This is a genomic window from Streptomyces sp. NPDC058671, assembly GCF_042716475.1.
Classification (GTDB): Bacteria; Actinomycetota; Actinomycetes; order Streptomycetales; family Streptomycetaceae; genus Streptomyces.
Genome location: NZ_JBHXSA010000016.1, coordinates 1 through 16,890, shown reverse-complemented (window position 1 = coordinate 16,890; position 16,890 = coordinate 1). Strand labels below are relative to the sequence as shown.

Genomic DNA, 16,890 nt, shown 5'->3' with positions numbered 1-16,890 from the left:
CGGGCCCGGGTGCGTCTCCCCGAGCCCGCACCGGCCGACGCTCGGACGGTTGTCCGTCCGGTCTCCGGTCAGGCCGCCGCCCCGGAGGGGGTGCGCGGCACGGCGTCCGGTTCCCCGTCCGCCCGGTCGTCCGAGGGCGTGGCCGGGGCCCTGGTCGGGATCAGGGCGGCGACGACCGCGGCGAGCTGGCCGACCCCGCAGCCGATCAGCATGGCGACGCGGAAGCCGTTCTCGGACGGCAGGGCGCGGCCGCCCAGGGTCGGGGTCATCTGGGCGAGGACGACACCGATGGGTCGTCACCCTCATCCGCAACACCGGCGTCGGATTCGCTACGGCGCCCTGCCGGCCCTCATCATGGGCGCCGTCCCGCGAGGGAGAGCGTGACCTTGGAGCCGCGGGCGGCCGAGAAGCGACATCCTCCCGGCCGAGAAGCTGGGCGGCTCCATCGCCCTGATGAGCGCCTCCATGGGCGTCGGCGGCGCACTCGGCCTGCCGTTCGCCGCCGCCGTCGCCGAGAACGCCAGCTGGCGCGTGCTCTTCTGGGTCGCCGGACGACGGAGGAGGCGAGGGCGCAGACCACAGAGCCGGCGATCAGGGGGAGGACGGAGACGAGCAGGACCCGCCGTTTGCCGAGGGTGTCGCCGAGCCGGCCGGCCACGGGGGTGGCGACGGCGCCGGCGAGGAGGGTGGCGGTGATCACCCAGGAGGCGTCGGACGCGGTGGTGTCGAGGAGCTTGGGCAGGTCGCCGATGAGCGGCACCACCAGGGCCTGCATGAGTGCGGCCACGATGCCCGCGAGCGCGAGGACGCCCACGACGCCTCCGGGTCGGGCGTCGGGCTTGGAGCCGTCCACGCGTTCTCCCTAGGTCTTCACAGCCGGTCTGCGATCTTGTGCGTCATGCACATCCATGGCGCCATACACAAGTTATGCACCGTGCACATCAAGGTCCGGCAGGAGAGAATGACCCCATGGACAAGCCCGTGGACAAACCCCTTCGCCTGGTCGAGTTCGAGACCATGCTGCTCGGACGGCACTCCCACCTGTACGCACCGCGCTCACGGGCCTCCGGTGGCCACCTCGACCGGAGCGCGTACGTCGTGCTGAGCCGCATCCGCATGCACGGGCCGATGTCCATCGGGCAGCTCAGCGAGGCCTTCGGGCTCGACGCCTCCACGCTCAACCGGCAGACCGCGGCCATGCTGCGGGCCGGGGTCGTGGAGCGCATCCCCGATCCGGACGGCGGGATCGCCCGCAAGTTCCGCATCACCGAGGAGGGTGAGCGGCGCCTCGACGCCGACCGCGACGCGAACGTCGCGGGTCTCGACCGGGTCATGGAGCACTGGTCGTCCCAGGACGTGGCCCGCTTCGCGGCCTACCTCGAACGCTTCAACCGGGACATCGAGCGCCTGGAAGGGCGCCCCTGGCCGCGCCCCTGAGGCGCCCCTCTCCGCTCCGCATTCGCATCGTCAGAACTCTTTACGCGACGGGCGGGCGGCGATACGTTCCCGCCCGACGCAAGATGTTTCAGCAAGTTTCCGACAGCGTTTCCAGAGGGCTTCGACTCCCGTCCGGGGGCAGAGCTCTGCCCGGTGACGCGCGGTCCTGCCTGGAGATGCCGATGACCACCGCCCACGGGCCGATACGTCCGCGAAGACTGACCCCCACTCAGCGACGGCCGCCTCTGCGGCCGTTGTCCGCCCTGGCGGTCGCCGCCGGGTTCCTCGGCCTGCTGGCGGCGCCGCCCGGCGAGACCTCCCCCCGCACCGCACCGGCCGCGGCCGCCGCGGAGAACACCGCCACGGTCTTCTACTGGACCAAGACGAAGAACTGGGCCTCCTACCGCCTGCATTACGCCCCCGACGGCGGCTCCTGGACCACCGTCCCGGGCGTCGCCATGGAGGCCGCCTGTACGGACTGGGTCAAGAAGACCGTGCCCCTGGGCGCGGCCACCGGCCTCAAGGCCACCTTCACCGACGGCAGCGGCACCTGGGACAACAACGGCGGCAGGAACTACGCCCTGGGCACCGGCTCCCTCACCGTCAGGGACGGGGTCGTCGCCCACTCCGACCCCTGCGCGGGCACCACCCCCACGCCCGCCCCCTCCGCGAAGGCGACGGTGTACTACTCCACCGAGGCGCTCGGCTGGTCCACCGTCAACGTCCACCACCAGCCCGCGGGCGGCGCCTGGACGGCCGTGCCCGGCGCGGGCATGCAGGCGGCCTGCGCAGGCTGGTGGAAACGCGAGATCGACCTCGGGACGGCCGTCAGCCTCAAGGCCGCCTTCAACAACGGCAACGGCGTCTGGGACAACAACGGGGGCGCCGACTACACCCTCGGGACGGGCGCGAGCACCGTACGGAACAACGTGGTGACGCCGAACGCGACCGATCCGTGCGCCTCAGCGACCCCCGACACCCAGGCGCCGACCGCGCCCGGCCGGCCGGCCGCCGCCGCCGACGGCGTCTCCGTACTGCTCACCTGGGCTCCCGCCACCGACGACAGGGGCGTGACGAAGTACCAGATCACCCGGGTCGGCGGCAGTGGCGGCACGGTCGTGACCGACGTCGGTTCGACCGTGTTCTCCGACACGGGCCTCGCCGAACGGACCACGTACACCTACACGGTGAGGGCGGTGGACGCCGCGGGCAACGTCTCCGCCGCCTCGGCGCCCGCGTCCGCCACCACCGGGGACAGGCCGGCGAACCCGGGCACGGGCAAACCCCTCGGCACCGACCCGCGCAAGGACCCGATCTACTTCGTCCTCACCGCACGCTTCAACGACGGGGACCCGTGGAACAACCGGGGCGGCAGCCAGCACGCCAAGTCGGGCAACGCGGCCCACGACGACCCCATGTTCCGGGGCGACTTCAAGGGCCTCATCCAGAAGCTCGACTACGTCAAGGGCCTCGGGTTCTCGGCGATCTGGGTCACGCCCGTGGTCCTCAACCGGTCCGACTACGACCATCACGGCTACCACGGCTGGGACTTCTACCGGGTCGACCCCCGCCTGGAGTCGGCCGGTGCCTCCTACCAGGACCTGATCGACGCCGCCCACGCCAAGGGCATGAAGATCTACCAGGACGTCGTCTACAACCACTCCTCCCGCTGGGGCGCCAAGGGTCTGTTCACGCCCACCGTGTACGGCGTGCGGGACAGTCAGTGGAGCTGGTACTACGACGAGAGGCAGCCCGGTTTCGAGTACGACGGCCTGACGGTCGACGCGAAGTCCGGGAAGTCGTACTACAACGGCGACCTGTGGTCGACCGCCGAACCCACCGGCAACACCTGTCTCAACTGGGGGAAGCCGACCGGCGGCAGGAGCGCCGAGGGCTACACCGTCTACAACTGCCAGTGGCCGAGCCCGACGTCCGGGATGTTCCCCAAGTCGCTCTTCCACCAGTGCTGGATCGGCAACTGGGAGGGTGAGGACTCCCGTTCCTGCTGGCTGCACGAGGACCTGGCCGACTTCGACACCGAGAAGCCGGCCGTGCAGAACTACCTGATCGGCGCCTACAACAAGTACATCGACATGGGCGTCGACGGCTTCCGCGTCGACACGGCCGTACACATCCCGCGGACCACCTGGAACCGCCGCTTCCTGCCCGCGATCCAGGAGCGGGTGACGCAGCGCCACGGCACCGAGGCCGCGAGGAACTTCTTCGTCTTCGGCGAGGTCGCCGCCTTCGTCAACGACAAGTGGAACCGCGGCTCGGTGAACCACTCGGCGCAGTTCTTCACCTGGAAGGAGCGCAGGGAGTACGACGCCGACGACGCCAGGGCCGCGCTTGAGATGTACGACTACGAGCAGCAGCAGGGCACCGGCAGCCAGCCCACCTCCACCAACGCCTTCCTGGACGGGAACAGCTACCACACGCCCGACCGCAGCCGCTTCTCCGGCATGAACGTCATCGACATGCGCATGCACATGAACTTCGGCGACGCGTCCAACGCCTTCCACAACGGCAAGGACTCGGACGACAGTTACCACGACGCCACGTACAACGTCGTCTACGTCGACAGCCACGACTACGGCCCCAACAAGTCGAGCGAGCGGTACACGGGCGGCACCGACGCCTGGGCCGAGAACATGTCCCTGATGTGGACCTTCCGCGGCATCCCGACGCTGTACTACGGCTCCGAGATCGAGTTCCAGAAGGGGAGGAAGATCGACTGCGGGCCGTCCTGCCCGCTCGCCACGACCGGACGCGCGTACTTCGGGGGGCACGTCGCCGGCTCGGTCACGGCCTCCGACTTCTCCCAGGTCTCCTCGGCGTCCGGAGCCGTCGCCGACACCCTCCAGCAGCCCCTGGTGAAGCACGTCCAGCGGCTCAACCAGATCCGCCGCGCGATCCCCGCGCTCCAGACGGGCCAGTACTCCACCGAGGGCGTCGCGGGCGGCATGGCGTTCAAGCGCCGCTACACCAGCGGCTCGACGGACAGCTTCGCCCTCGTGACGATCTCGGGCGGCGCCACCTACACGGGCATCCCGAACGGCACCTACACCGATGCCGTCACCGGCGACGTGCGGACCGTCACCACCGGCACCCTCACGGTCGCCGCCCCCGGCAAGGGCAACCTGCGGGCGTACGTCCTGAACGGCCCCGGCAAGATCGGCGCCGCTGGTCCGTACCTGAAGTAGCCGGGCGAAAAGGGGCGGGGAGGCCGAAACCCTGCCCCTTCCGGCACCCTTCGGTCAACAGTGCGTAACACGAACAGGCTTCTCGGACAGAAGCCTTCCCTCCGCCGCACGAGTCTGGGATCTTGCGTCCACCCCACACATCACAGGGCCCGGCCGGCGCCACCCGCGCCACCGGGTCATCGGAGGACGCATTGTTTTCCCTCATATCCAGCCGGTCGAGAGCGTCGGCCATCGCCGTCGCCGCCCTCGGTACGACCGTGGCGCTCGCCGCCCCCGCCGGATTCGCCCAGGCAGCACCGTCGGACACCGCGCCCGTCGCGGCTCGTTCGGCGGGGGCGACGACGGCCACCACGTCCGCGGCGGCACCGGCGGCCTGGGCCGCGGGCACCCGCGCGTACCTGGTGATCACGGCGCCCGGCGCCACGTCGGCCGTCAGCGGCGCCGTCGCGAGCAGCGGCGGTTCGGTCTTCGCGACCTATGACGCGATCGGCGTGATCGTGGCGCACTCGGCGTCCGCGTCGTTCGCCTCGGCGATGCGCGCGGTCGGCGGCGTCCAGCAGGTCGGGGCGACCCGTACCTCCGACGTCCCCGCCGACGCGTACAACCCGGCGCTCCCCGCGAACCCGGCGCAGTCGACGACCACGCTGACGGAGTCGAACCGCTGGGACATGACCCAGATCAAGGCCGACCAGGCCTGGGCGGTCACCACCGGTTCGGCGTCGGTGAAGGTCGGTGTCCTCGACACCGGCGTGGACGACCGGCACCAGGACATCGCGCCCAACTTCAACGCCGCCGACTCGGCCTCCTGCGCCTACGGCAAGGCGGACACGCGCGCGGGTGCCTGGCGTGACGTCGGCACCCACGGCACGCACGTGGCGGGCACGATCGCCGCCGCCAAGAACGGCAAGGGCGTCATCGGCGTCGCGCCGGGCGTGAAGATCTCCTCCGTCCGCATCGCGGAGCCGACCAGCAGCCTGTTCTTCGCGGAGAACACGATCTGCGGCTTCATGTGGGCCGGTGACCACGGCTTCAAGGTCACCAACAACAGCTACTACACGGACCCGTGGCAGTTCAACTGCCCGGACAACGTGGACCAGGCCGCCATCATCGAGGGTGTCCGCCGGGCCCAGGAGTACGCCGAGGGCAGGGGTTCGCTCCAGGTGGCCGCCGCGGGCAACTCCAACTACGACCTGGCGAACAAGACGACCGACTCCGAGAGCCCCAACGACTCGACCCCGGTCACCCGCACGATCACCAACGCCTGCATCGACATCCCGACGGAGCTTCCCGGCGTCGTGACGGTCGCCGCGCAGGGCAACGGCGGCGCCAAGGCCTCGTACTCGAACTTCGGCAACGGCGTGATCGACATCGCCGCCCCCGGCGGCGACGGCGCCTCCGGTGTCTACTCGACGCTCCCCGGCGGCAAGTACGGCAACATGAACGGCACGTCGATGGCCTCCCCGCACGTGGCCGGCGTCGCGGCGCTGATCGCGAGCGTCAACCCGGCGTTCACCCCGGCGCAGATCCGCGACCAGCTGGGCGTCCAGGCCACGGACCGCGCGTGCCCCTCGGACACCCGCTGCAAGGGCACCACGCCCAAGAACGGCTTCTTCGGTGAGGGCGCGGTCGACGCCCTGAAGGCCGTCGGCGGCACGACCCCGCCGCCCGGCGCGTACTTCGAGAACCTGACCGACGTGACCATCGCCGACAACGCCACGGTCGAGAGCCCCATCACGGTCAGCGGCGTGACGGGCAACGCACCCGCCACGCTCAAGGTGGGCGTGGACATCAAGCACACCTACATCGGTGACGTGAAGGTCGATCTGGTGGCACCGGACGGTTCCGTGTACACGGTGCACAACCGGACCGGCAGCGGCACGGACAACATCGTCCAGACGTTCACGGTCAACGCCTCCACGGAGGTGGCGAACGGTGTCTGGAAGCTCCGCGTGAACGACAACGCGAGCCAGGACACGGGCACGATCGCCGCCTGGAACCTGACCTTCTGACCCGCAAGTCCCCCCCCTCACACGACCCTTTGACGGGGCCGGAGCCGACTGGGCTCCGGCCCCGTTCGCGTACGCCGGGAGAAAAAAGTCCGTACTGGGGGGTAGGCCTGCCCGCGCCCCTTGCTATACGTTCCGTCTAACAAGCTTGCTAGACGCGACGTCTAACAAGCTCCCGAGCCGATCGCGCGACCCGAGGAGCCGCACCATGGCAAGCAGCACCGTTCGCCCGGACCATCACGACGAGGACGTCGCCGCGCGGTTGCTCCGGTCGGCCGCCAAGCTGTCGTACGACCCCACCGTCGAGGTCGACTGGGACACCCCCCTCGACAAGGACTTCCACGGCCAGAGCCCCGAGTGGAACTCCCTCTACGGCACCGCGTACTGGAACGAGATGACCGAGGAGCAGCGCAAGGAGCTGACCCGGCAGGAGTCCGCGTCGGTCGCCAGCACCGGCATCTGGTTCGAGATGATCCTCCAGCAGATGGTGCTCCGCGACATCTACCGCATGGACCACACCGACCCCCGGTTCCAGTGGGCCCTGACCGAGATCGCCGACGAGTGCCGGCACTCCATCATGTTCGCCCGGGGCTCGCAGAAGCTCGGCGCGCCCCCGTACCGGCCCGGGCGGGCCGTCATGGAGCTCGGGCGCTTCATGAAGACCGTCGGCTTCGGCGAGGCCGCGTACGCCGGCATCCTCGTCGCCGAGGAGGTCCTCGACGTCATGCAGCGCGACTGGATGCGCGACGAGCGGGTCGTCCCCTTCGTCCGCACCATCAACAACATCCATGTCGTCGAGGAATCCCGGCACATGAAGTTCGCCCGGGACGAGACGCGCCGCCACCTCGCCCGCGCGAGCAGGCCGCGCCGTCACTTCCAGGCCCTCGTGGTCGCCGTCGCCGCGTACTACATCATCACCAGTCTGGTGAACCCCGAGGTGTACGTGCGGGCCGGCCTCGACCCCGAGCGCGCCCGCCGTGAGGCCGCCGCCAACGAGCACTACAAGGCGCAGCTGCGCGCCAGTTGCTCCGGACTCATGGAGTTCCTCTCCGACGTCGGGATGCTGACCAGGCCCGCGCTGTTCTTCTACCAGCGCGCCCACCTCGTCTGACCCCTCCGAGCCGAGCAGAGCAGAGCCGACGACATGACCTACGCGATCACCCAGACCTGCTGCAACGACGCCACCTGCGTCGCCGTCTGCCCGGTCAACTGCATCCATCCGGCGCCCGGGGAAGCCGACTTCGGGACGACGGAGATGCTGTACATCGACCCCGAGACCTGCATCGACTGCGGCGCCTGCGCCGACGCCTGCCCCGTCGACGCGATCTTCCCGGCGGACCGTCTCAGCGCCCGGCTGCGGGAGTACGAGGCGATCAACGCGGAGTACTACGCGGACCGCAGGCCCGCGCCCGCCGCGGCCTCGCCCACCTTCCACGCCTGGGGCGCCCCCTCGTTCCACCGCTCGCTGCCCGCCGACTTCGCTCCGCTGCGGATCGCGGTCGTCGGCACCGGACCCGCGGGCATGTACGCCGCCGAGGACCTGCTCCTGCACACCAACGCCGAGGTGACGCTGATCGACCGGCTGCCGGTGGCGGGCGGGCTTGTCCGGTACGGGGTGGCGCCGGACCATCCGGCGACCAAGGGCGCGGGCGAGACCCTCGCCCGCTTCCACGCCCACCCCCGGGTCCGGATGCGGCTCGGCGTGGAGGTCGGCAAGGACATCACCGCGGAGGAGGTCGCCGCGCACCACGACGCGGTGATCTACGCGGTGGGCGCGCCCTCCGACCGCCGGCTCGGCATCCCGGGCGAGGACCTGCCGGGCAGCGTCTCGGCGACCTCCGTCGTCTCCTGGTACAACGCGCATCCCGAGACGGGCGCGGACGCCGTGCGGCTCGCCGCCGAGCGGGTCGTCGTCGTCGGCAACGGCAACGTGGCCCTCGACGTCGCCCGCGTCCTCGTCACGGACCCGGCCGCCCTCGCCGGTACGGACATCGCCGATCACGCCCTCGCGGCCCTGCGCGCCCACCGGGTCCGCGAGGTGGTGCTGCTCGGCCGCCGGGGCCCCGAGCACGCGGCGTACACCACGTCCGAACTGCTCGCCCTTAAGCACCTGCCGGGGGTGGACCTGGTCGTCGACGCGCACGACCCGCGCGTCGGCGCGGCCGTCGACGCGGCCGGCTCCGGGGAGAAGGCCGCGCTGCTGCGGGGCGTGGCCCGGGAGACGGTGGACTGGACGCGGGCGCCCGCGCCCGACCGGCGCCGGATCGTGCTGCGCTTCCACTCCGCCCCCATCGAGGCGCTCGGCACCGACGGCGTACGGGCGGTCCGGGTGACCGAGGACGGATCGCCCTCGGGTACGGAGATCGGAGCGGGCCTCCTCGTCCGGGCGGTCGGCTACCGCGGTGTCCCGCTGGCGGGGCTGCCCTTCGACGAGGCGACCGGCACGGTGCCGCACGAGGCGGGGCGGGTGACGGGGCTGCCCGGCGGGTACGTCGTCGGCTGGATCAAGCGCGGGCCCTCCGGGGGCATCGGCGCCAACCGGGCCTGTGCGGAGGAGACGGTGGGAACCCTGCTCGCGGACGCGGTCGCCGGGGCGCTGCCGACGCCGAAGGGCACGGAGCGGGAGTTCCGCAGGCTGGCGCGGAGCCGCAGCCGTCACCTGGTCGACGCGCGCGGTCTCGCGGCCATCGACCGGACCGAACGGGCCAGGGGACAGGCCTCGGGTCGTCCCCGGGTCAAGCTGGCCACGGTGCCGGAGCTCGTCGCGGCGGCGCGGGGCGGACGCCGGCTGCCTAAGGTCTGAGGGGTTCCCGGCCCGGGACGGCGGGCCGGCGGGGTGGGACGGGGTACGGCGTCGTGGGACGTCAGACAGCGAGACCCAGGGCCTGACGGACCACGATCGCGTTCAGCCCGACCGCGAACGGCACGGTGTCCGTCAGCTCCAGGGCGAGCGCCCGCGCCTTCGGCAGTTCGATCGTCACGTCGACGCAGAAGGCCAGGGCGTACATGTGCTCCCCGGTCTCCTCGTCCTGGAGGGCGAAGAACAGGTCCCGGTAGAAGCGGGTCCGCTCCCCCGACTCCTCGTAGAAGGAGAGACCGGGCAGGCCCTCCTGCGCGGCGAGGCCGGTGAAGGCCTGGACGAGCTCCCGCTCGACGGTGGCCCAGAACCCGGCCTCCGCGCACTCCGCCGGGAGCGCCTGCCGGACGGCCTCCTTCAGGGAGAGCACCATGACGAGGACGGGGGCGTACTCCTGGAGCCCCCAGCCCCGCACCATCCGGACCACGGTGCTGTCCGGGACGGCCGCCGCGGCCTCCCGTATCGCCTCGAAGTCGAAGTTGACGGTCGCGGGCGCGATCGCCTCCTGGAACACCCGGTCGATGGACCGGGCCTGCGCGAGATGGTCCGGTCCCACCTCGACGACGGTCCTGAAACTGGCGGCCAAAGCTCCTCCTGTGTGGTCTCGATGATCAGGAGGGGTCAGTATGCCGAGCGTCCGCCGACCGCGGTGGGCGGCGTCCGCCGTACGGACGGGAGCCGCTCTCGGCGACCTCGATCAGGACACGCCCAGGTCCGGACAGGCCCACCGCCGTCACCCGATGAGTGGCAGCTGTGGTCAGGGCAGCGACAGAGCCGCCCTCCGACGGCGGATCAGGAGGCGGGGCGTCGCCCGGACGAGGGCGGCCGTGGTCAGGCCGATGGCGGCGCCGGCTGCGACGTCGGAGGGGTAGTGCGCACCGCTGTGGACCCTCTCGATCGCCACCAGCGTCATCGGTACGGCGCACGCGGCACCGGCCCACGGCCAGGAGGCCGCGACGGCCGCCGTGAACGCGACGGCGGCGGCCGTGTGCCCGGAGGGGAAGGAGGAGCTGTCGGGCCGGTCCTCGACGTCGTCGTGCGGGATCCACTCCTTCGGCGGCCGACGCCGCTCCACGAGCTGTTTCGCGACGCCGTTGGAGAGGAGTTCCGCCACCGCCATGGCCGTGATCCCGGCGGCTGCGGCTTTGCGGCCCCTCCAGCCGCCGCCGGCCGCCATGGTCACGGCGGCGGCCCACCACAGCTTCGTGTGCTCGGCCGCCTCCTCGACCGGCGGCAGCAACCGGCGGGCCCAGCCGGAGTCCCAGGAGGCCATCCGCCGGGTCAGCCGATGATCGCCATCGCGTAGCACCGTGAGGATTCCCATGCCACGACTCCTGCCCGACCGCAGCCGTTCCACGCCCTGCTCACTCCAGGCGGCGGCCTTCACCGCTCCGCTCACGGGTGTCACGGCGCCGGACACGGGGCTCCTCGCCCTCCGGGTGGCCGCCGGCGACCGCACGCCGACGGGTCGTCTCGGCGCTGTGCAGGGGAATCGGGCCTGGGGGGAATTCGTCCGAGTGCGCGCCTCGTCTGGCAGATGCCGTCGATCACCTTGAGCCTGAGTACGGTGCCCTGCGCCTGCAGGGACGCGTGTGTCTGGAAGGACTCTGATGTCTGAACGCAACACGGTCATGCGCAGTCTGCATGACATCGGCCTCGCGGCTTGGTTCGGTGGCTCCCTCATGGGCGCCGTCGGTTTGAACGGCGCGACGCGCAACGCCGTGCAGGAGCCGGTTCTCGCCTCGCGGATCGTCAGCGCCGGATGGGCCGCCTGGACGCCGGTCAACGCGGCCGCGATCGGGGCCCACCTGGTGGGCGGCGCAGGCCTGCTGGGCGCGAACAGCGCCCGTGTGGCCTACCAGAGCGGCGTCGGCGCCTCCACCATCGCCAAGACGGTCCTCACCGGCGCCGCGCTCGCCGCCACCGCCTACAGCCGGGTCCTGGGCAAGAAGATCGAGCTCGCCTCCTCCCCGGACTCCGAGGACCAGGAGGCGGCCGCCGGCCACCCCGTGGAGATGGAGCAGGCGCAGCGCCACCTCGCGGTGCTCCAGTGGGCCATTCCGGCGCTGACCGCCGGAATGCTGGTGCTCAATGCCCTGCACGGCGAGCAGCAGCGCCCCGAGCAGCAGAAGGCGGGGATGCTGCGCCGGGCCGCTTCGCCCCTGGCCACGTTCGGCGGAACGGGTATGGCCGCCGTACGCCGGGCCCGCCACCACGGCCCGACGACGGGGCACTGCTGAGTTCTCCAGCCAGGCCCGGGGAACCGTCGGCCCGACCCTCCGGCCCGTCCTGCGCCGCTGCGCGCTGCAAGCAGGCCGGTGACGCCCAGTCCGCTGTCCGCACCCGACATCATTCACGCAAGGAGAGACACCATGGCCAGAGCAACCACGACCAAGGTGACGCAGCCCGTCACGGACGACAGCATCAAGGTGCGCCAACTCAGCCACTACCAGTTCAGCTGGGTTGCGGGAGAACCCGCTGCCCGAGGCACCCTCACCCTGCAACTGGTACTCGACGAAGGGGCCTGGGAAGAGGTGCTGACCGTCGACACCGACGACGCCGACGTCCTGCAGGACCTCCTGCGCAGCACACCGACCGTGCACTACGACGTCAGCCGGCGCACTCTGATGTTCGGGGTCACCACCGTCGGCACCTGAACGGGCAACGCCGAGTTCGGCACGGCTGAGGGCGAGCCGCTCCCATCGGTTTCGGCAGGTCCTCGTCTCCCACGTGGTCCACGACGGCCCCGGCGCTGCTCGGCCGGGGCCGTCGCGACGGACCGCGATGTCCCCGAGAGGGCGCGGGCCGGAGCGGGACACGGTCCGAGTGCCACGAGCCCTCGACGGCCGCCCGGCCTGGCCGTCGAGCGTGACTGTCGGGCCGACTGCTGCCGCGCTGTGAGAGCGGCGGGTCTCCGACGTCTCGCGCACCGAGTCATACGGAGACGTCACGAAACCCGTCCTTGGGACGAGCCCCTTCGGCCCGCAGGGGTCCAGGACCCGACGGAGAGAACATGTCCCAGCTCACTGCCCGACGCGCCCTCGCCGCCGCAGCCACCGGCGCGGCCCTCGTCATGTCCGGCGCGACCGGCACCGCACATGCCGGCGCGAGCAACTTCTACGTCTCGCTCCAGACGCACAGCAACGTCCGCACGGCCGCCAACACGAGCAGCACCCTGGTCCTCAACACCGGTCCGACGGTGGACCGCTACTACATGGACGGTCTGTGCTACGTGCGCGGCCAGTACGTGCGGATCGGCGCGTACGGCACGGACGTCTGGTACCACGGGCACGTCGTCGACGGGCGCATGGCGGAGCCCACACGCCACCACGTGTACGTGTGGGGCGGCAATGTGAACGTCGGCACGGACCCGGCCGGCCGGCCCTGCTGACATAGCCCGACACGCCGGGGGCAGGCAGATGCGCCGGGCTCCCGGGCTGTCGGACCGTCACCGTGACGGGGCCCTGGTCCGACAGCCTCACCGGTCCACCACCCCGGCCGCAGCCGCACGCGACGGCGCCCGGCAGCACGAAGCCGGAAGGTGCCCGCCACGAGGAGAGTCACCCCACGTGACGACGTACTCCTAGGAGCGCTTGCGGGGCTTTCCGCCGGTGCGGCCCCGGCCGGAGCCGCCGGATTTGCGGGCCGCGGGCTTGCCCGTGGTACGGGAGCCGGAGCCCGGCTTCCCCGCCCTGGCCGGCTTGGCGGCCTTCCGCTCCTTCTGGTCCCTCGGCTGCTTCCGGCCCTTCTCGGCCTCGGCGCGGCGGCCCCGCGTGCTGTTCACCGTGCGGCCGCGCACGATGCCGATGAACTCCTCCACCAGGTCGGGGGCCTCGTCGGCGGCCGGCCAGGACAGGGCCACCCGCGACTGGGCGACCCCGGTCAGGGTCCGGTAGGTCAGGTCCTTGCGGTGGTGCAGCCGGGCGAGCGACTGGGGTACGGCCAGCACGCCGACGCCCGCCGCGACCAGCTCGACCGCGTCGGCCGTCGTCGCGGGGCGCTCCTCCGCCCGGCGACCCGGCGGCTGCTCCCAGCCCAGGGTGTCGTCCAGGGGGTGCAGGACGAGCTCGTCGGCGAGGTCGTCGGCCGAGACCTCCTCCGCCGCCGCGAGCAGATGGTCCTTGGGGACGACGACGACCGTCGTCTCCGTGTAGAGCGGGATCGCGCTGAGGTCGTCCCCGTCGACGGGCAGCCTGACCAGGCCCGCGTCCGCCTCGCCCTCCCGGAGCGCGCCGAAGGCCTCGGCGGGCGTCACGGCGAGAAGGGTCAGGGGCACGTCGGTCAGACGCTCGTTCCAGACCCGCACCCACTTCGAGGGCGTCACTCCGGGCACGTAGGCGAGCCGGAACGCGGGGGTGCCGGAGGGGGTGTCGGTGGGGGGGACCGCGGGGGAAACCGCCGGGGAGTCCGAGGGGGAAGCGTCCGAGCCTGTCACTCCGCCAGGTTACCGGTAGCTGCCGTGGTCGGAACTCGCCCGCACGCTCGATACCCTTGGCACCATGACGTCGCACCAGAACACCCAGACGATGAAGCCCGCCACCGCGGCGAAGAAGCTGGGTGTGTACCTCGAGGCCACCCCCGCAGAGTTCCAGGAGGGTGTCGTCTCGCGCACCGAGCTGAACGAGCTCCAGGCGAACCCGCCCGCCTGGCTCCAGGAGCTCCGGAAGAACGGCCCTCACCCCCGCCCGGTGGTCGCGCAGCGGCTCGGCATCTCCATCGCCGGTCTCGCGCGCGGCGGCATCACCGACCCGCTCACGACCGAGCAGATCGACGCGCTGCGGCAGGAGTCGCCCGAGTGGCTCCAGAAGGAGCGGGCCACCCAGGCGGAGGTCCGCAAGGAGACCGTCCGCATCAAGGAGCGCGACGCGGAGCGGGCCCGCCGCGACCAGGACGCCTGATCGTCCTCCCGCGCCGCGTCACGCCCTTGACGGGTGTGGCGCGGCGCCGGGCGCGGGAGTCATTCCCGCATGAGTGCTTCCCCTACGAGTGCCCACCCGGGTGACCTGGGCACCGCGTCCGAGCCACCGGTCGTCGTCGGCGTGGATGGTTCCGAGCACAGTCTGCGGGCCCTGGAGTGGGCCCTGAGCGCCGCGTCCGAGCTGGGGGCGCCGCTGGTCGTGGCGCACGTGCGTTCCGACGCCCTCCAGCTCGGGGCGGCCCGCATCGCCTCGCTCGGCCCGTCGCCCGAGCTGCCCGACACCGTCGTGACCGCCGTGCGGACCGCGGTCGAGGAGCGCGGGCACGTCCTTCCCGTGCGGTACGCGTCGCTCGACGGGTCCGTGACCGACGCCCTCACGGCGGCGGCGCGGGACGCGCGGCTCCTGGTGACCGGTTCCCGGGGGCGCGGCGGCTTCGCGAGTCTGCTGCTCGGTTCGACCAGCAGGACGCTGGCGGCGGCGGCGCCCTGTCCGCTCGTCGTCGTCCCGCACGAGGCCCGTGTGGCCGCCCCTGAGGACGGGGCGGAGGCGGGGCGGGTGCTGCTGGGCCTGCACACGGAGGAGACTCCGGACGAGGTGGTGGCCTTCGCCTTCGAGGCGGCTCATCACCGGGGCGTACCGCTTGAGGCGGTGACGGTCTTCCGGCTGCCTCCCCAGCCGGGCTCCCTGGTCGTCGCCCCCTCCCCCGCGCTCCAGGTCCCACCGCCGATGCCCTTCACGGACGACATGGAGGAGCAGCTCGTACGGGAGGCGAGGCGGGAGCAGGAGGAGCGGCTGCGGCCCTTCGCCGCGCGCCGGCCCGAGGTCGCTCTCGTCCCGGTGGCGGTGCCGGGGGACGCGGCGGGCCTGCTCGTGGAGGGTTCGCGGGACGCCGGGCTGCTGGTCGTGGGCCGGCACCACCGGCACCGCTTCGGGTCGCTGCTCGTCGGTTCCGTCGCCCACGCGGTCCTGCACCACGCGCACTGCCCGGTGGCGGTGGTCCCCCCGGCGGACGCGTGACGCTGTGGCGATGCGGGGAACGCTGCTGGTAGAAGAGGATCATGAACTCCGCAGACCGGGCCGCCGCCGCCCCGCGCAATGTCGAGCCGCCCCGCGCCCAGGCCTCTCTCGGGGCAGGGGTGGTGGTGACCGACGAGGCCGGCCGGGTGCTCCTGGGGCTGCACCGCTCCGGGGTGTGGGAGCTGCCGGGCGGCATGGTCGAGCCCGGCGAGTCCGTCGAGGACGCGGCGGTCCGCGAGCTGGCCGAGGAGACGACGCTCGTCGCGGCCGCCGCCGACGTGCGGGTGATCGGGCTGATCCTGGACTCCCTCACCTCCACGCGGCTGACCCGGATGACTGCCGCCACCGTGCTGCGCGCCTTCCGTGGCGTCGCCGCCGCGGCCGAGCCGGACAAGATCGAGCGCTGGGAGTGGACGGACCCGGAGCGTCTGCCGGAGGCGTTGTTCCTGCCGTCCGCCCAGGTGCTGCGGATGTGGCGTCCCGACCTTCCGCTGCCCGACGGGCCGTACCACCGCTATGCCATGGGCCGGCTGCCGGTGTCACCGAGCGGGCCGGGGCGAGCGTGACTAGCGTGGCTCGGAGGAACACGTCATCGACTGGGAAGTGAGAGTCACCGTCATGGCCGTACGACCTGAAGGCACGCCGGTCTGGACCGACGCGATGTTCACCGACGTCGAGGGTGCGAAGACGTTCTACGGCGACGTGCTCGGCTGGACCTTCGGCGAGTCCTCATCGGAATTCGGCAACTACACGCAGGCCTACAAGAACGGCAAGGCGGTCGCGGCCGTGGTTCCGCCGATGCCGGGGCAGGACGGGGAGCCGCAGTCGGCCTGGTGTCTGTACTTCGCCTCGCCCGACGTCTCCGCGACGGCGGAGAGGATCCGGAGCGCGGGCGGCACCGTCCTGATGGAGCCGATGCAGGTCGACGACTTCGGCTCGATGTGCCTCGCGCGGGAGCCGTCGGGTGCCGTGTTCGGCATCTGGCAGGGGGGTACGCACGAGGGCTTCGAGCTGGAGGGCGAGAGCGGCTCGTACGTGTGGTCCGAGGTCTTCACCCGGGAGCCGGGGAAGGCGGACGACTTCTTCTCCACGGTGTTCGGCTACCGCTCCAGGACGATGCGGGACGGCGACGCGGACTACCGGGTCTTCGACCTCGGCGCCGATCCGCTGCTCGGGCGGATGGTGATGCCGGAGGAGTTCCCGCCGGAGGTCCCCCCGTACATCCTGGTCTACTTCGCCGTGGACAACTGCGACAAGGCCGTCGAGGCGGCCGGGCGCCTCGGCGGGCGGAAGGTGTTGGGGCCGCTGGACAGCCCCTTCGGCCGTTACGCCGCGATCATGGACCCGCAGGGCGCCACGTTCGCGGTGATCGACGTCAGGACGACCGTCGGTGAGATGCCCGAGATGGTCTGACCGGTACGGGAAGCCGCCCCGGGACGCGGTCCCGGGGC

16 protein-coding genes and 1 pseudogene are annotated in these 16,890 nt (G+C 71.9%); 12 read left to right on the top strand and 5 right to left on the bottom strand.

All coding sequences use genetic code 11. From position 1 onward, the window contains the following. Nucleotides 1-68 precede the first annotated feature (68 nt). Together ACFWV2_RS20655 and ACFWV2_RS20650 are read right to left on the bottom strand one after the other, a co-directional pair. Nucleotides 69-269, bottom strand: coding sequence for a hypothetical protein (locus ACFWV2_RS20655; protein WP_384406427.1), 201 nt, complete (start codon nucleotides 267-269; stop codon nucleotides 69-71). 281 nt (nucleotides 270-550) lie between these two features. Further along, nucleotides 551-853, bottom strand: a pseudogene (locus ACFWV2_RS20650) (MFS transporter); the annotation flags it as partial. 116 nt (nucleotides 854-969) lie between these two features. Here ACFWV2_RS20650 and ACFWV2_RS20645 point away from each other — a divergent pair. From ACFWV2_RS20645 to ACFWV2_RS20625, 5 genes are all read left to right on the top strand, one after another. Further along, nucleotides 970-1,437, top strand: a complete 468-nt coding sequence (locus ACFWV2_RS20645) for a MarR family winged helix-turn-helix transcriptional regulator (RefSeq protein ID WP_384406426.1) — start codon at nucleotides 970-972, stop codon at nucleotides 1,435-1,437. A 182-nt stretch (nucleotides 1,438-1,619) separates the two neighbouring features. Further along, nucleotides 1,620-4,640 (top strand): carbohydrate binding domain-containing protein, encoded by a 3,021-nt coding sequence (locus tag ACFWV2_RS20640; RefSeq protein WP_384406425.1) that lies wholly within the window; start codon nucleotides 1,620-1,622, stop codon nucleotides 4,638-4,640. A 191-nt stretch (nucleotides 4,641-4,831) separates the two neighbouring features. Next, entirely contained in the window at nucleotides 4,832-6,649 is a 1,818-nt protein-coding gene (locus ACFWV2_RS20635) for a S8 family serine peptidase (protein ID WP_384406424.1), read from the top strand. A gap of 205 nt (nucleotides 6,650-6,854) precedes the next feature. Then, a complete protein-coding gene (locus tag ACFWV2_RS20630) occupies nucleotides 6,855-7,757 on the top strand; it encodes a diiron oxygenase (protein WP_384406423.1) in 903 nt (300 codons plus the stop codon). 33 nt (nucleotides 7,758-7,790) lie between these two features. Continuing rightward, the gene (locus tag ACFWV2_RS20625; RefSeq protein ID WP_384406422.1) at nucleotides 7,791-9,449 is read left to right on the top strand and encodes an FAD-dependent oxidoreductase; all 1,659 of its coding nucleotides are present in this window, start codon (nucleotides 7,791-7,793) and stop codon (nucleotides 9,447-9,449) included. 61 nt (nucleotides 9,450-9,510) lie between these two features. Here the strand turns inward: ACFWV2_RS20625 and ACFWV2_RS20620 are convergent, their stop codons facing one another. Both ACFWV2_RS20620 and ACFWV2_RS20615 read right to left on the bottom strand, forming a co-directional pair. After that, on the bottom strand, nucleotides 9,511-10,089 hold the full coding sequence (locus tag ACFWV2_RS20620; protein ID WP_384406421.1) for a Type-2Aa cytolytic delta-endotoxin: 579 nt from the start codon (nucleotides 10,087-10,089) through the stop codon (nucleotides 9,511-9,513). Between the two features lie 171 nt (nucleotides 10,090-10,260). Beyond that, nucleotides 10,261-10,827, bottom strand: a complete 567-nt coding sequence (locus ACFWV2_RS20615) for a phosphatase PAP2 family protein (protein ID WP_384406420.1) — start codon at nucleotides 10,825-10,827, stop codon at nucleotides 10,261-10,263. 286 nt (nucleotides 10,828-11,113) lie between these two features. On the opposite strand from ACFWV2_RS20615, the gene ACFWV2_RS20610 reads away from it, so the two are divergent. From ACFWV2_RS20610 to ACFWV2_RS20600, 3 genes are all read left to right on the top strand, one after another. Then, nucleotides 11,114-11,743 (top strand): hypothetical protein, encoded by a 630-nt coding sequence (locus ACFWV2_RS20610; RefSeq protein ID WP_384406419.1) that lies wholly within the window; start codon nucleotides 11,114-11,116, stop codon nucleotides 11,741-11,743. Nucleotides 11,744-11,875: 132 nt separating this feature from the next. After that, the gene (locus tag ACFWV2_RS20605) at nucleotides 11,876-12,160 is read left to right on the top strand and encodes a hypothetical protein (protein WP_384406418.1); all 285 of its coding nucleotides are present in this window, start codon (nucleotides 11,876-11,878) and stop codon (nucleotides 12,158-12,160) included. 356 nt (nucleotides 12,161-12,516) lie between these two features. Continuing rightward, the gene (locus ACFWV2_RS20600; protein ID WP_384406417.1) at nucleotides 12,517-12,894 is read left to right on the top strand and encodes a hypothetical protein; all 378 of its coding nucleotides are present in this window, start codon (nucleotides 12,517-12,519) and stop codon (nucleotides 12,892-12,894) included. 192 nt (nucleotides 12,895-13,086) lie between these two features. On the opposite strand, the gene ACFWV2_RS20595 is transcribed toward ACFWV2_RS20600, so the two are convergent. Beyond that, on the bottom strand, nucleotides 13,087-13,938 hold the full coding sequence (locus ACFWV2_RS20595; RefSeq protein ID WP_384406416.1) for a LysR family substrate-binding domain-containing protein: 852 nt from the start codon (nucleotides 13,936-13,938) through the stop codon (nucleotides 13,087-13,089). A gap of 64 nt (nucleotides 13,939-14,002) precedes the next feature. Here ACFWV2_RS20595 and ACFWV2_RS20590 point away from each other — a divergent pair, with 64 nt between their 5' ends. The 4 genes from ACFWV2_RS20590 (at nucleotide 14,003) to ACFWV2_RS20575 (ending at nucleotide 16,852) form a co-directional block, all read left to right on the top strand. Then, a complete protein-coding gene (locus tag ACFWV2_RS20590) occupies nucleotides 14,003-14,401 on the top strand; it encodes a DUF5997 family protein (RefSeq protein ID WP_360790428.1) in 399 nt (132 codons plus the stop codon). 69 nt (nucleotides 14,402-14,470) lie between these two features. Next, nucleotides 14,471-15,439: a universal stress protein gene (locus ACFWV2_RS20585; RefSeq protein WP_384406415.1), complete on the top strand. Its 969-nt coding sequence runs from the start codon at nucleotides 14,471-14,473 to the stop codon at nucleotides 15,437-15,439. A gap of 41 nt (nucleotides 15,440-15,480) precedes the next feature. Continuing rightward, entirely contained in the window at nucleotides 15,481-16,005 is a 525-nt protein-coding gene (locus ACFWV2_RS20580; RefSeq protein WP_384406414.1) for an NUDIX hydrolase, read from the top strand. Between the two features lie 52 nt (nucleotides 16,006-16,057). After that, a complete protein-coding gene (locus ACFWV2_RS20575; RefSeq protein ID WP_384406413.1) occupies nucleotides 16,058-16,852 on the top strand; it encodes a VOC family protein in 795 nt (264 codons plus the stop codon). Nucleotides 16,853-16,890: the final 38 nt, after the last annotated feature.